Origin of the sequence: Kangiella sp. (assembly GCF_048265365.1) — a bacterium.
Classification (GTDB): Bacteria; Pseudomonadota; Gammaproteobacteria; order Enterobacterales; family Kangiellaceae; genus Kangiella.
In genome coordinates this window covers 983817-998551 of the sequence record NZ_JBLXBT010000001.1, presented here as the reverse complement: position 1 = coordinate 998551, position 14735 = coordinate 983817, and the positions used below count along the sequence as shown (strand labels likewise).

General features: G+C 44.5%; 13 protein-coding genes. 3 read left to right on the top strand and 10 right to left on the bottom strand.

The features are described 5' to 3' along the window. From ACN0VI_RS04660 to ACN0VI_RS04615, 10 genes are all read right to left on the bottom strand, one after another. On the bottom strand, positions 1-477 hold the full coding sequence (locus ACN0VI_RS04660) for a cytochrome C (RefSeq protein WP_331891467.1): 477 nt from the start codon (positions 475-477) through the stop codon (positions 1-3). Between the two features lie 17 nt (positions 478-494). Further along, on the bottom strand, positions 495-1208 hold the full coding sequence (locus tag ACN0VI_RS04655) for an ABC transporter ATP-binding protein (RefSeq protein ID WP_331891468.1): 714 nt from the start codon (positions 1206-1208) through the stop codon (positions 495-497). A 1-nt stretch (position 1209) separates the two neighbouring features. Continuing rightward, positions 1210-2412, bottom strand: a complete 1203-nt coding sequence (locus ACN0VI_RS04650; protein WP_417445940.1) for an ABC transporter permease — start codon at positions 2410-2412, stop codon at positions 1210-1212. Beyond that, positions 2409-3590, bottom strand: coding sequence for an efflux RND transporter periplasmic adaptor subunit (locus ACN0VI_RS04645; RefSeq protein WP_417445939.1), 1182 nt, complete (start codon positions 3588-3590; stop codon positions 2409-2411). Before ACN0VI_RS04645 ends, ACN0VI_RS04650 begins: the two co-directional genes overlap by 4 nt. Before the next feature lie 2 nt (positions 3591-3592). After that, the gene (locus ACN0VI_RS04640) at positions 3593-4195 is read right to left on the bottom strand and encodes a TetR/AcrR family transcriptional regulator (RefSeq protein WP_417445938.1); all 603 of its coding nucleotides are present in this window, start codon (positions 4193-4195) and stop codon (positions 3593-3595) included. Positions 4196-4338: 143 nt separating this feature from the next. Beyond that, a complete protein-coding gene (locus ACN0VI_RS04635; protein WP_417445937.1) occupies positions 4339-7431 on the bottom strand; it encodes an efflux RND transporter permease subunit in 3093 nt (1030 codons plus the stop codon). Beyond that, entirely contained in the window at positions 7428-8789 is a 1362-nt protein-coding gene (locus tag ACN0VI_RS04630) for an efflux RND transporter periplasmic adaptor subunit (protein WP_417445936.1), read from the bottom strand. Before ACN0VI_RS04630 ends, ACN0VI_RS04635 begins: the two co-directional genes overlap by 4 nt. Then, entirely contained in the window at positions 8786-9115 is a 330-nt protein-coding gene (locus ACN0VI_RS04625; protein WP_417445935.1) for a hypothetical protein, read from the bottom strand. The genes ACN0VI_RS04630 and ACN0VI_RS04625 overlap by 4 nt, the downstream gene beginning before the upstream one ends. Positions 9116-9301: 186 nt before the next feature. Next, complete coding sequence (locus ACN0VI_RS04620) at positions 9302-9748, bottom strand: Rrf2 family transcriptional regulator (protein WP_417445934.1); 447 nt, start codon at positions 9746-9748, stop codon at positions 9302-9304. A gap of 48 nt (positions 9749-9796) precedes the next feature. After that, positions 9797-10210: a YbaN family protein gene (locus tag ACN0VI_RS04615; RefSeq protein WP_331891473.1), complete on the bottom strand. Its 414-nt coding sequence runs from the start codon at positions 10208-10210 to the stop codon at positions 9797-9799. A gap of 289 nt (positions 10211-10499) precedes the next feature. Here ACN0VI_RS04615 and ACN0VI_RS04610 point away from each other — a divergent pair, with 289 nt between their 5' ends. From ACN0VI_RS04610 to ACN0VI_RS04600, 3 genes are read left to right on the top strand one after another with little or no spacing between them, the layout of a single operon-like run. Further along, a complete protein-coding gene (locus ACN0VI_RS04610; RefSeq protein ID WP_417445933.1) occupies positions 10500-11756 on the top strand; it encodes an NnrS family protein in 1257 nt (418 codons plus the stop codon). Continuing rightward, the gene (gene ytfE / locus ACN0VI_RS04605; RefSeq protein WP_417445932.1) at positions 11743-12432 is read left to right on the top strand and encodes an iron-sulfur cluster repair protein YtfE; all 690 of its coding nucleotides are present in this window, start codon (positions 11743-11745) and stop codon (positions 12430-12432) included. Before ACN0VI_RS04610 ends, ytfE begins: the two co-directional genes overlap by 14 nt. Positions 12433-12434: 2 nt before the next feature. Continuing rightward, complete coding sequence (locus tag ACN0VI_RS04600) at positions 12435-14714, top strand: nitric-oxide reductase large subunit (protein ID WP_417445931.1); 2280 nt, start codon at positions 12435-12437, stop codon at positions 14712-14714. The last annotated feature ends 21 nt before the right edge of the window (positions 14715-14735 follow it).

Here is a 14735-nt window from a genome sequence, read left to right as displayed (position 1 = left end):
CTACCTATAAAAATGAGCCACAAAAGGTTTTCTAAATTTTTGATGACAGGCCACGCAGGACTGCAGTAAGTCTGCATAGGTTTTTATGACTGCATCACCATCATTATTTTCTGCCAATTCTTTTAAAGTCATAGCAGTATCATGTGTCACGCCATCGAGACTTTTAAATGTACCAGCGTCTGATCCCATAAAAGATAAGATGCGCATTTTCTCAGTCATAGGCGGTTGCTCGTGATCAGCAACCAACGGCGCAAGATCTGCCACAGCAACCAAATCTTCACGAATAATGGCACTGGCAATACGCTGCATATTAAGCTCTAGGTCCTGCATAATTAATCGCAATGCCATTGGCTCAACATCACTTTTCCCCTCATCAGCTGTTTCCATAGCATTCAACTGCATAGGAAGACTGCTTAAGCCAATCGTCACACTGATAAGCAGTGTTTTGACACTCGTTGCTACATTTAATTTATTCATATTACTGTCCTCATCGTTTATATATCAAAGGCTCTGCCCTCGCCTTTTTCTTCATAAGTGACGCCATCACGAATGTGGTAGATTCGTTTAAATGTCGGAATAATTTTTTCGTCATGTGTCACTACAATAATGGCCGTCTCAAACTTCTTCGCCATGTCATTAAGAATTTTTATCACAGCCAATGCCCGCTCACTGTCCAGTGGCGCTGTGGGTTCGTCCGCCAGAATCACTGGGGGGCGATTAACCAGACCTCTGGCTATGGCAACCCTTTGCTGCTCACCACCGGACAATTGTGACGGCATGGCTTTGGCTCTATGCTGAACATCGAGCGCTTCCAAAAGTGCTAACGCACTCATTCTGCTTTCTTTATTGGCAACTCCAGCCAGCATCGGTGGCAGTGCAACATTATCGGTCACATCCAGAAAAGGAATAAGGTACGGAGCCTGAAACACAAAGCCAATTTTGTCTCGTCGCAAGGCTCGAATATCTTTTACTTTCCATTCGTTATCGTAAATAACTTCATCGCCCAGAGTCATGGTTCCTGCCGAAGGCTCAATCACGGCACCCAAACATTTAAGCAAGGTACTTTTCCCCGAACCGGAGGGACCTATTAACCCGACCACCTCACCTGGTGCAACAACCATGTTGACCTCTTTTAGCGCATCCACAGCAGTATCACCTGAACCATATCGCTTTCTTAATCCTTCGATACGAATACCTTTACCGCTCATCCTAACCTCCCACCGCTTCTGCCGGATCAACTTTTAGTGCGGCCCGAATGGCAATAATGCTCGATAAAATGCAAATAACAACTACAGCAACAAATCCTGCTGCCGAGTCCATAGGTTCCAGCAACACATATTTAGGAAAAGCCGGCGCACCAAAAGTCGCTGAAATTTTCCCAACCACAAAGCCAATCACTCCCAGCGCAATGGCCTGTTGTAATATCATGCCGGCAATAGTTCGGTTACGAGTGCCAATTAATTTTAATACTGCAATTTCGCGAATCTTGCCCAGCGTCAGCGTGTAAATAATGAAGGCTACGATAGCGGCACTGACTACCGCCAGGATCGCCAGGAACATGCCAATTTGCTTAGCAGAAGTTGCTATCATTTTGCCAATCAGTATTTCTTCCATTTCCTCACGAGTGTAAACCGTCAACCGCTTCCACCGTTCGATTGCCTGAGCAACTTCTTCGGGTGAAGAGCCATGTTTAACCTGTACCAGCACCGAGTTAACGTAAGGGTTATTAGTTTGCGAACTATTAAGAGCATCCAACAATCCCGGAGCACCCGGCTGAGAAAACTCAGGGTTTTGTGCATTACGGCGGCGTTGCTCGAGGATGGCATCATTGTCCTTCAAGAACTGGGCTTCCTGTGCATCTTTAAGGGGAATAAAGACCATTGGGTCGCCGTTTGATGACACCATCCTGCGAGTCAAGCCTACAACCTTATATTGGTTACGACGTATCTGTAGGGTATCGCCTAGTTTAAAACCCGTTGCTACATCAGCCACAGCTTCATAATGCCCCCGGGTAATTTGTCGACCATCAATCAAATAAGGTGGCCAGCCGGGTTGACCTGGCTGCCCTGCAGCAATACCCGAAATCATACTGCGTACATCTCGGTTTCCATGCCTGACCTGCATGGTTAGATAAGTCACATTTGCGGTGCGGGCTACTCCGGGCATACTCCGAATACCACGCCATTCATCATCATAAATGCTTGATGATTCTGCATAGGGTCCAAGTGTATTTTTTTGCACCACCCAAAGATCAGCACTGCTGTTGTCCAACAAAACCTTGGCGTCATCAACCATGCCCCGATAGACGCCAGCCATAATCAAGGTAACGCCGATCAACAAACCGAGGCCAAATCCTGTAAAGACAAACTTGCCCCAGGAATGCAGAATGTCACGACCAGCCAGACTGATCATTTTGCTTCACCGGCCAGTTTTTCTACGACTTTGATACGACTGTTGGCAGCCAGTACTTTTTCGCTATAAAGCACCACAGAGTCGCCCACCGACAGTCCGCTTTTAATCTCAACCAGTCCATTCAAATCTGTCGCCCCGATAGAGATAGGTGCGAACTCAAGATCGCCATCTACAATCTTCCAGACACCCAGCTCGCCATCAATTCTTTTTACTGCCGCATTAGGTATCACAGCATTGGTAGGCAGTACCTCCAGTTCGATGGTTACTTCGGCTAACTCTCCGATTGACGGCAATGGTTCTGGCAAATCATCAAATGTGATCTTGGCTAAGAACTCTTCCGTTACCGCATCAGCGATAGGTTCGACACGATAAATTTCACCCAGCAATTCCTGGTTGGATTTCGAACGAAGCTTGATATGGGCTTTTAGGCCTGCATTCAGTCCCGTTGCGTGAATCTGATCGAAGCGAACATTAAGCCAGATATCCGAAGGATTGATGATTTCTAATACTGATTGGCCAGCCACCACCGTAGTGCCAGACTCAGCACCACGGCTGACAATGAAACCCTCCACCGGACTGATCAACTCAAGGTTTTGTTTCTGAGCCTTCATCGCTTCTTTCTCGGCTTGTTGTCTCAACAACTCTTGTTTAGCAGCAGTGAAACTTGCTTCGGCAATGCGTAATTCTTGCTGTTTAACTTCAAATTGCTCCTTGCTTACTGAACTTGCAGCTAATAAATTCTGGTATCGTTTAAACTGATCCTGAGCAAATTGATAGCGTGTTTCGGCTTCACTTAGTTTCGCTTTTGCTTGCATCAAGGCTGATTGCTGGGCAGTCATCCGCTCCTCAAGATCGACCGGATCCATGACACCTAATAATTGCCCTTTTGTCACTTCCTCGCCAATATCCACTTCTAGTGATTTCACTCGACCAGGCACAATTGGCCCAACCTTGTATCGGTAACGCGCTTCAACAGTACCGATTCCGAATAAGGCTGGTGAAAGACTGGTTTGAATTACTTTCGTTTCGGTGACTAAAATCGGAGAAAGAGGTCCCGAGCGCAGAATCACGTAGAGAAATAGCAATGCTAACGGCAACATGATCGCAATCAGTGCCATAGTGCGTTTGTGCTCAAAGAGCTTTTTAAGCGACAGGCCTTTAATCAATTTCTGCTTCATCTTTAACCTCTTATACCACGTTGATAGATGGCAAAAACTCCCGGCGCATCCTTACGCATTTTTTTGACATCGCCCGCTAATAAAGATTGCATTACTAAACCCTGTACTGTGCCAATGAACAACAGAGCAGCTGATTGAGTGTCTAGCTCAGGATTCAATTCGCCATTAGCAACTCCCTCTTCAAGCAGAGCTTTTAACTTGAAGCTATACCCTTCAATCATCAGCTGAACCATACGCTTAGGTGCACTGTCTTTTGCGCCCTGCAACTCACCAAAAAGCATTCTCGGCACACCTGGATGCTTACAAACAAAATCAACATGCGCCATAAACATGGCCTCTAGTGCCGCCAAAGGCGACGAGTTCTTATTGATGGCTTTATCAATGCGCGCTAATAGACGTTTTGAAACCCATTCCATGACCGATGAAAGAATTGCTTCTTTATTCGGGAAATGACGAAATAAAGCGCCCTGAGTCACCCCCATTCTCTTTGCAATCGCTGCTGTAGTAATCTCGCTTGGGTTTTGCTCCCCCGCTAGTTCAACCACTGTTTGAACAGTGACTTCACGGCGCTCATCAGCTCGCAGATTTTTTGAAGTAGTTTTCACAATTCAACGCCTCACAACAAGATAGTAATCAATTACTATCTTTTCTTAATTTACTCATTTCGTCAAGCTAAACCTCACTCATTCGGTAAAAAAGATTCAATTTTTACCAGTCACCTACCAAATTTAGCCTTAAACTGAGAAAGCTAGTGCGGATCTTGAGTCAAGCCCCAATCATTAAACAAGACATAAAGAGCCGGGATTACAATAATTACCAACACTGTGGCAGCAAGTAATCCAAAAACTACAGAAATAACTAGAGGTTTTATTGCAGCTGCCTGACTACTCGTTTCAGCCAGTATTGGTAACAATCCTGCAATGGTTGTGCTGGATGAGATGATAATTGCCCGCAACCGATCACGGCTTGCTAATCCTGCGGCACGTACTACACCTAATCCATTTTGCCTGTTATTTTTTATAAACTGTATTAATAAGATAGCATTATTCACTACAATTCCAGCCAAAGAGGCCGCACCAATTAAAGATGGCATGGATAAGTAATACCCCATTAGCACATGCCCCCAGAGCGCACCAATGAAAGCAAGAGGAATCGAAATCATGACTATCAGTGGCTCAATATAACTTCGGAATTGGAATGACAAAATGAGAAAGATGCCTATTAAACCTATCAACAGTCCTCTTCCTATTGAACTTCCCGTCTCTGCTGAATTTGCTACCTGCCCCTCAAAACTGACCTCAATATTGGGATAGCGAGATGTAAATTCTCCGAACCACTTATCATCAAGAATACTTGACACAATTGCTTGCCCACTTGAAAGACGAGCATTAACGTTTGCTTCAATGGTCAGAGTCCTACGCCCATTTATGCGTGTTACTCGTGCCCAATCTCGCGTCTCCTGTATTCTCGCCACAACATCTAGCGGCACTTGGCTTCCATCTGGAAGTGTTAGTGTTTTATCTACAAGATCATCAAGACTGTTTCTATCTGACAAGCTTTCACGAATAAGAATTTCAACATCGTGCTCACCAATGCGTTGGGTATCTATAATTTCACCCAGAAATGCTACTCGCAGTTGAGTTGCGATCTCTTCCGCTGATAAGCCTAATCCATACCCACTATCAGCTACAAAAAAAGTGCGCTGGGGTTTTCCAAAGCGCAGGTCACCAATAACGTTATACACCGCCTCAAAGCTGTCTAAATAAGTAATAAAATCAAGACCGGCTGAATGTAATTCATCTAAATTTTCACCTTGTAATCGCACCTCAACTGGGATACCTGCTGGGCCGAATCCTGGCTCCTGGACGATCAACCTCTGAATGCCTGCAATACTACCAATCTCTTTAAGCCATTCAGTAGTAATCTCGTCCAAAGTTACAGTACGTTGTTCTGCTGTTAACAAATCTACAACTACTGTTGCGACATGAGGACCAGCCTCACGAGCACTTGGGTTGTAATTAAAACGGATCTGAACAGCATTTATTAAAGGAGCTGCATCAGGTTGTTCAGGAGTATAGCGCTTATTTAATCGCTCAATGGCTTTTTCAACCTGTTCAGCCACTGCTTCCGTTCGTGTGAGAGGAGTACCCTGAGGCATCAATATGCGTGCCTCCAGCACATCGCCATCAATATCGGGCATGGCTTCGTTACCTATATGGCCACCAGCAACAAAACCAGCTGAGCCAAGTATTATCATAAAAACCCCTCCCAATACCCAACGCCTATGCTGGATAGACTTATCAGTAATCTTACCCACCCTCTCACGAAAAATTTCGAAACCGTGATCGAAGCGCTGTCGTAATGCTGACTTGTGGTCACTGCTTATTCTTGGAATACTTGATTTAAGGTGGTGTGGTAAAATCCAGAAAGCCTCGATTAAGCTTGCTGCTAATGATGCAATTAGTACTACTGGCAATACCTCTAGTACCGTCCCTAACTCTCCGGCTAAAAAGGCAAGGGGGGCAAACACAGCTACTGTGGTTAGAAATGAGGATAAAACACCAGATAACACTTGCCGAGTTCCCTCCACCACTGCCTTTAAGGGACTATCAGTTTCTCCGGCATGAACGGCAATGTTATCGGTAATCACAATCGCGTCATCCATAACAATACCAATTGCCATTAATAATGCGACCAAGGTGATCATATTAAGTGTTAAGCCAGTAAGAGCCATAACAATAAAGGCTCCCATAAAAGCAACTGGTAATCCTAAAACTGCCCAAGTGGCTAAGCGTGGCCGGAAGAATGCACTCATCACCAGCAATACTAATATAAAACCAACAATTCCATTTCCCACCAACATCTCAAGCCGATCTTTAACAATGCTGGTCATGTCCTGCGTGAGAGTTAATTCGATATGCCCGTTAAAACGCTCACTCTCTGTTCCTATTAGTTGCTCCAAACTCTCTTTAACGGATAAAGCATCATCTCTAAGTGACTTATGTACTTCTAGTACTAGAGCAGGCTTACCATTAAATAGAATTTTTTCTTCTGCTTTCTCACCCATTTCACTGAGAGTTGCAATCTCACCAAGAGTTACCCTCCCACCATCGGCTTCAGAAAGCACCACAATAGATGACAGTTCGGACAGTGAACGTCGTTGCTCTGTAAATCGAAGTAAAATGTCTCTATCCGGAGTTTCCAAAGTACCTAATGGTAAATCAAGGCTTTGGGCTGAAATCCTTCTTGCAATTTCTCGAGCCGACAAACCATATTGGTTTAACACTTCCCTCGGAATTTCAATTTGCCATTGCCGTTGCGAGCTACCTTTTATTTCTACTTTCGTCACTCCAGACAGTAACATCAGTTTTTGTTCTAACCGTAAGGCATAATCTTCCAACTGACCGTCAGGCATATCGCCCGTTATAGCAACAGCGGCAACTAGATCACTCAAGTGTAATTCTCGCAGTACGGGTGCGTCGGCCCGAACCGGTAAATCTTTTATCGCGCTGACCTCAGTTTCCAATTCGTTAATGAATCTAAGTGAGTCTCCCTTTGGCTCCATGCTTGCTGTAGCACTGGCCACATTATCCTGTGCAACACATGAAAACTCATCAAGAAAGTCGACGCTTTTTACTGCATCGTAAAGCCGACGACAAACAGCGTCTTCCACATCGGCTACATTAGCCCCTCGATAAACAACTTCAATTGATACTTCTGTAGGGCGATAGTCTGGAAACGTTTCACGTTTTAGGTGAGGCGCTGAAAAAAGACCTGCAGCCAGTACCAGCAACAATAACAGATTAGCCGCAGTTGGATGTCCTGCAAACCAACGAATCATTGCTGCTCTCCTAAAGCCATCACTTCTATTTTATGTTGCAGCTTCTCATCATGATACGGATCTAATAGCATTCCGTTTATCGCCAATGGTAAGTCATCGGTGATAATTAGCTCTCCAGGCTCAAGCCCCGAAGCAATGACAGCTAACCCATTCTGTTCAAATTCAACTTTAACTTTACGACGCATCAAGCGATTATCATCATTTACCAACCATATTTCTCCCTGATGCACAGAGCTAACAGGTATAGCCATCAACGGGACAATACTAGGCACCGAAAGCACAACTTTGGTGTACATATTTTTAATCAGTTCTTGATGAGCGTGAGAATGAGCACCATGCTGAGGATTATCTACACGAACAGTTACTCGAGCAGTACGTGTTAAAGCATCCAAACCATTTGCAACACGTATCACATTTCCTTTCCAATAAGCTTCATCAGTTTCAGCGTGCGTTATTTCTGCAATGACTTTTGATAAGTCAAGATTTTCACTGCTGGTTGATACTGGTTCCCGGCGAGTTGTCAAATTCGCGATTAAGCGCTGCATAACTGAATATGGAATACGCGCCTCAATTTCTACGGCTTCTAAATCATCTGCTTTAAACAGAAGTTGTCCTGTCTTTACAAACTGATGAAGTTCAATAGCCACATCACCGATTTGCAGATCGTAAGGAGCAATAAAGCGTGTATCTTTAAGGTCTTCTTCAGCCTGAGCTAGATGTATGTAACCACGTTCCAGTTGAGAGAGAACCTGATTTCGATTATTTTTGAAAAGGACTAATGTATTATCTAACTTTTCAACAGTTTGTCGTTGTGAAATAGTAACCCTCTGCTGCTCCTCGAATTTTGACTGAGCAACGGCTCCTGAACGGAACAGTTCTTGCATACGGTTCAATTCATTTTCCGATAACTTGAGTCGCTCCTTCTCTAGCTCATAAAGTCTTTCAGTATGTTTTTGCTCAACATTTAGTTTTAATAACTCTTCCTCAAGATTATTTATACTACTCTTGGCTTCTGCAACTGCTAACTCATAGCGACTCGGATCTAATGCTAGCAGTAGCTCGCCCTCCGATATGGTTGCACCACTTTCTAAGTTGTGGTGCTTTCTAACAACTTTACCAGCAACACTTGCAAATGCCTGCCAAGTTTCAGAAGGTTGAACCACCCCATACCCTCTTGCTTCAACTCTAAAAGGCAATAATCCAGACTTAAAGACAGTAACTTCGATTGCCTTTTCTTCTTCGTCATTTCTCACTGGAGATTGTTGACTGACAACAAAAATGATTATTAGCATTAAACCTAAAGCTATGCCTGTTATAACTGGACTCTTCCTGACAAAATTCATCAGATAACTTCTCATGTAGTCACTCCGAAAAACACATCCACCACATTACTATGTGTATACTCATTAAAAAAATGAGCCTCTGCTACTGCATTAGTATCTTTGTTAAAGCCACCATTTAAACTATAGAAAAAATGGGTTGCACTCTTAATTGTTTCGTTAATACCTACCTTCAATATTTGGCCCCTACTAAATAACAATTCAATTAATGGAGCTGCGGCATGATTTTTTCTTCTTGTTGTGACTGATAGATTAAAGCTTAACTTATCTATCAATTCAGCAATTTGTTCGACTGCAATATCACAGCCTTTTTCATCCCGAAAATTTGATTGAAAAATGTTCATAACCAGCCCAATAAAGATAGTAATTAGTTACTATCTTTATTGGTGATTCTCTTGTCGTCAAGCAAAATTTTAAGCTTGTTAGCCTTTTGCTTCATAACTAGTTGATTTTATTAAGGAGTTTTTTAGCAGAAAGTGACCGACGCTATAAATGCTTTATAACGTCCAGCAAATACTTATGAATTGTAATCAGGAAACTTCGGTAATCTTCAACAGCCTGGCCAATTGAGGTTTATATTCCTGCGGCAACATATCTTCCAAAGTATATTTATCTAAAGTGGCTAAGAAGTTTTTAAGAGCTTCGCCCAAAACCGATTTTAGCCCACAGACAGGAGTTATGATGCATTTATTATCAGGAGAGAAACATTCGACCAGACTCATGTCGGGTTCCATTTCGCGAACCAGCACACCGATACGAATTTCTTCTGGGGTAAGACGCAAGCGCATCCCACCATTTTTACCGCGTACGGTTTCGATGTAGCCTTTTTTATTGAGCGCGTGCACCACTTTCATCAAGTGGTTACTTGAAATGTTGTAACTATCGGATATTTCCTGAATGGTAGACAGCCGATCTTTTTCCAATGCCAGGAATAATAAAACACGTAATGAATAGTCGGTATAACGGGTAATATGCATCTATCGTCTCCGTAAAGTACTTAAAGCTCTAAGCATTTTAAACAAGCTCTAAGCATTAGGTCGGCTGATTATATAGGTCATTAGCACTGAGAAAAACACTGCTAAAAAGATTAATACCCCAGTTTTCATATCTAATAGCCATAATAACGACCAGCTTGAGGCCAACATAAAGCCAGCAAGATATTTTGCGAAAACGGGAATAGCACCTCTATCACGCCAACCTTTGAGTAATGGGCCAAACTGACGATGTTCTAATAACCATTGTTCGAGACGAGGCGAGCTTTTGCTGGCAGACCAGACAGCGACTATCAGAAATGGGGTTGTGGGTAAAAGGGGTAAAACAACACCAATCATTCCTAAACCGGTGCAGAATAAGGCCAGACAGCGATAACCCAATTGGCGACTAAGCAATCGCTTATAGAATCTGTCTTGACGATTATGACTGACCACCGAAATTTTCATTAAAACTCACCTCGTAACAGCAACTTTAAGCAGCTATGGATATTTCCCACACTCTTATTGTAGATCAATTAAACAATATTTGTAATACACCTTTAAGGATATGAGACATATATTGATCTAAATCATGGTATTAAGCATATTTATCATTACTATAGGACTCAACAAGGGCGTCCACACCATTAAAGATGTATTTATAATGTGTTTTTTAGTTGACGTCTTAGCTTTTACTTTTTAATATGTATGCAAAATACATCTTTAAGATTTTAACAAGACGATCAGGGCAAACAAAGTGAATAAAGTTAGCGCACAGAGTCTATTTTTCCCCGCGGCCTGCATTCATGCAGCGATTACCGCGGTTTTAACTGTGTTTGCCTATCAGTTCAGCTCCGAATGGTTAATGGCATTTGTTGGATTGGGCCATGCCCATGAAATGCTGTTTGGCTTCGCATTGGCATTAATCGCAGGCTATACCCTCGGGCAGATCGAAGCGCACTGGTTGTGGATTCTTTTCGGTTTATGGCTTTTTGCCCGCATTGGATACTGGGTTGATCCAGCAGGAGCTATTGGTCAATGGTCAAGCCCAATATTTGCTATTGCGTTGGCCTGGAAAATTGTTCCTCGCTTTTTCGCTGCGAAAAAATGGCGCAACCGCATGATCAGTCCGCTGTTAATGGCTATTTGCAGCGTACCTTTAGGCTGGTTAATTTTGCGAGAAATGGGCTGGCCTGTATCGCCAAGCCAACTATCTCAGGCCATGATTCTTTTATTGGTCATGTTAATGGCTTTCATCGGAGGGCGGATAATTGCTCCAGCAGTTGCCGGTGAAATGCAAAAACGTGGCATTACTCAACAAGCTCGTGTGCAACCACGTCTTGAAGCTTTAATACTTCTGCTTCTACCTGCGGGTGCCATATCTGCCCTGATCCCAGGCGCTTCGCAGGTAGCAGGAGTATTATCTATTATCGTAGCAATCGTTATTGCAGTACGTCTGGTCCGATGGAAAGTCTGGCGTTGCGGCGACCGCGCTGACCTGATAGGACTTGGTATTGGTTACAGCTGGCTGGCGATTGGAACTTTTGCCCTAGGCTTTGCCATCTTCTTTGCACTAGCTACTAATGTAATCCTGCATTTCATTACTGTTGGCGCGATGGGCACTCTATCAGCCTCAGTGATGATCAAATCTCGCCTGCATCAATTTAAAAATCTGCCTCAGCCTACGGTAATGATTGCCAATATTTTGGGATTATTGTGCCTAGCGACAGTATTTAGAGTTTTGGCCGGAGCCATGTTTGACTCCTCTCCTGGTCTGACAGGACCTAACTTGTTGTGGCTCTCGGCCCTTTCTTGGTCAGCAGCGTTCTTCGCACTGGCGGTGTTTCTACTCTCTACTCAAAAAGCATCTTCACAAAACGTGTCTAGACAAAAGAAACCTGCGCATAAGCAAGTACGCAAAACTCAACCAATCACAGAACCATCTGCGACAGTGACTCATGCCGCTTCGATGATCCCACATGCTAAAAGAGGTCAATGCCATGACAGCATTTGATATTGATTTACTGGATAAGTCGCTCGGAGAAATTGCCCGCGACATCCCTGGCGCCAGTGCAGTGTTTTTCCAACACGGCCTGGATTTCTGCTGCGGTGGTCATCAAGGGTTGGCCACCAGTATTAAAGCAAAGAATCTGGATCTTGATGCAGTGCTGGCACAGCTTAATCAACTGACATCACCGCAAACAGAAGAGCACAGCCTTAAATTTGTTCCTAATGAGGAGCTTATTAACCACATTCTTGAGCGTTACCATGAAGTCCATCGTGAACAGCTGCCTGAGTTAATTCGTTTGGCACAGCGAGTTGAGATGGTTCATAGCAGCCATCCTGAATGCCCTACCGGTCTTGCCAGCTTCCTAATTAATGTTGAGCAAGAAATGGAAGCGCATATGCAAAAAGAAGAGCAGATTTTATTTCCAATGATTCAGCGTGGCATGGGTGGTTTGGCGAAAAGCCCAGTCGCGGTGATGCGCATGGAACACGATGATCACGGTGAGTCTTTAGCTCGCCTGGAACAACTTGCACACCACTTCCAGCTACCGGCGGAAGCCTGCAATACCTGGCAAGCACTTTACACCGGGCTTGCCGCCTTCAAGGAAGATCTGATGAACCATATTCACCTCGAAAACAATATTTTATTTGAACGCATTGATAACTACCTTGGAGGACACTAACTATGGGTAAATATCGCAAACTCTGGTTTACCCTGATAGGCGTATTAGCGGTAACATTCACTATCCTCGGTTATTTTGGCCGCGAAGTGTATCGCGAAGCGCCCCCTATTCCAGAGCAAATTGTAACAACCGATGGTCGCGTATTAATGACCAATGAATCGATTCTTGATGGTCAAACTGCCTGGCAATCTATTGGCGGTATGCAGTTAGGTTCGATTTGGGGTCACGGTGCTTATCAGGCGCCTGACTGGACTGCCGACTGGTTACACCGTGAGTTGGAAGCTTGGCTAGAACTGGCTTCCCAAGAAGAGTTTGGTGTTAACTACGCAGATCTTGATGGCGAAAAGCAACAAACCTTGCAGTATCGATTAAAGCAAGATTACCGCACTAACACTTACGATCTTGCCACTGACACAGCGGTTGTTTCCGAACGTCGTGCTAAAGCAATGGCTGAAGTGAACGCTTATTATCACAAGCTGTTTAGTGACGCTCCAGAATATCGTCAGCGTCGTGACAACTATGCGATGAAAGAAAATACTTTGCCAAAAGCAGAGCGTCGCGAAGTCATGAATCAGTTCTTCTTCTGGACAGCCTGGGCAGCCTCTACTAACCGTCCCGGTAGTGAAGCAACCTACACCAACAACTGGCCACATGAGCCATTGATTGATAACGTACCAACCTCTGAAAATATTGTTTGGTCGATCATCAGTGTCATCCTGTTAATCGCAGGGATCGGTGGTCTGGTTTGGGGTTGGTCATTCATGCGTAAACACGATGAAGTAGATCCTCCTGCTCCCGATCAAGATCCGATCACTACGTTCAAACTGACCCCTTCGCAGAAAGCATTGGGTAAATACTTGTTTGTGGTCGTTGCCCTCTTTACCTTCCAGGTGTTAGTCGGCGGTCTCACCGCGCACTACACGGTTGAAGGTCAAGGTTTCTACGGTTTCGAAATTTCTAAGTGGATTCCTTACTCATTAGCGCGTACCTGGCACATTCAGGCAGCCATGTTCTGGATTGCCACCGGCTTCCTGGCAGCGGGTTTGTTCCTGGTTCCGATTATTAACGGCGGCAAAGATCCTAAACACCAGAAACTCGGCGTAAACATTCTGTTCTGGGCATTGGTTGCAGTAGTCGCGGGTACCTTTATTGGTAACTACTTAGCTATCGCACAAATCCTACCTGAGAACTTGAGCTTCTGGTTAGGTCACCAGGGTTACGAATACGTGGACTTAGGCCGTCTGTGGCAGTGGGGTAAATTCCTGGGTATCGTCTTCTGGTTGTTCTTAATGTTGCGTGGTATCACTCCAGCATTGAAAAAACCTGGCGATAAGAACTTACTGGTGCTATTAACTGCTTCAGTAGTTGCCATCGGCTTATTCTACGGCGCAGGTTTCTTTTACGGCGAAAGAACTCACATCTCTGTGATGGAATTCTGGCGCTGGTGGATCGTTCACTTATGGGTTGAAGGCTTCTTCGAAGTGTTCGCTACCGTATCACTAGCCTTTATTTTCCACAGCATGGGCCTGGTCAATCGTTCAACAGCAACGGCTGCAAGTATTGCTTCAGCTTCATTGTTCTTGCTCGGCGGGGTTCCAGGTACTTTCCACCACTTGTACTTCTCAGGCACCACAACACCTGTCATGGCAGTGGGCGCAACCTTCTCTGCGCTGGAAGTTGTACCATTGATTGTGCTGGGTTATGAAGCGTGGGAAAACTATCGTTTGAAAAGCCGTGCCGCATGGATGGACAGAATCCGCTGGCCACTTATGTGCTTTGTCGCGGTGGCCTTCTGGAACATGTTCGGTGCCGGTGTATTAGGCTTCATGATCAACCCACCTGTATCGCTCTACTACGTGCAAGGTTTGAACATGACTCCAACCCACGCGCACGCAGCATTGTTCGGGGTCTATGGATTCCTGGCGATTGGCTTTGCCCTACTCATCCTGCGTTACATTCGTCCGCACATGGTGTTCGATGAAAGGCTAATGAAAACAGGTTTCTGGTGGTTAAACATTGGTTTGATGATGATGTTACTAACCAGCTTGCTACCTGTTGGTCTGATTCAGTTCTACGCCAGCGTCAGCGAAGGCTTCTGGTATGCGCGTAGCGAAGCCGTTATGCAAAGCGACCTCCTATACACCTTGCGCTGGATTAGAACCATTGGTGACGTCGTCTTTATCGTCGGTGCTCTAGCAGTAACCTGGCAGGTGATTAAAGGACTACGTGAACCAGCTGAAGGTGTTAAGCCAGTTGGTAAGCCTATTGAAGAAGGCGCATAGATGTTAAGACACTAATAACAT

Bases quoted from the DNA above. Each gene is read 5' to 3' on its own strand.
- ACN0VI_RS04625 (WP_417445935.1), bottom strand. From the start codon at position 9,115: ATGAACATTTTTCAATCAAATTTTCGGGATGAAAAAGGCTGTGATATT.
- ACN0VI_RS04630 (WP_417445936.1), bottom strand. From the start codon at position 8,789: ATGAGAAGTTATCTGATGAATTTTGTCAGGAAGAGTCCAGTTATAACA.
- ACN0VI_RS04650 (WP_417445940.1), bottom strand. From the start codon at position 2,412: ATGATCAGTCTGGCTGGTCGTGACATTCTGCATTCCTGGGGCAAGTTT.
- ACN0VI_RS04620 (WP_417445934.1), bottom strand. From the start codon at position 9,748: ATGCATATTACCCGTTATACCGACTATTCATTACGTGTTTTATTATTC.
- ACN0VI_RS04635 (WP_417445937.1), bottom strand. From the start codon at position 7,431: ATGATTCGTTGGTTTGCAGGACATCCAACTGCGGCTAATCTGTTATTG.
- ACN0VI_RS04645 (WP_417445939.1), bottom strand. From the start codon at position 3,590: ATGAAGCAGAAATTGATTAAAGGCCTGTCGCTTAAAAAGCTCTTTGAG.
- ACN0VI_RS04660 (WP_331891467.1), bottom strand. From the start codon at position 477: ATGAATAAATTAAATGTAGCAACGAGTGTCAAAACACTGCTTATCAGT.
- ACN0VI_RS04600 (WP_417445931.1), top strand. From the start codon at position 12,435: ATGGGTAAATATCGCAAACTCTGGTTTACCCTGATAGGCGTATTAGCG.
- ACN0VI_RS04655 (WP_331891468.1), bottom strand. From the start codon at position 1,208: ATGAGCGGTAAAGGTATTCGTATCGAAGGATTAAGAAAGCGATATGGT.
- ACN0VI_RS04615 (WP_331891473.1), bottom strand. From the start codon at position 10,210: ATGAAAATTTCGGTGGTCAGTCATAATCGTCAAGACAGATTCTATAAG.
- ytfE (WP_417445932.1), top strand. From the start codon at position 11,743: ATGACAGCATTTGATATTGATTTACTGGATAAGTCGCTCGGAGAAATT.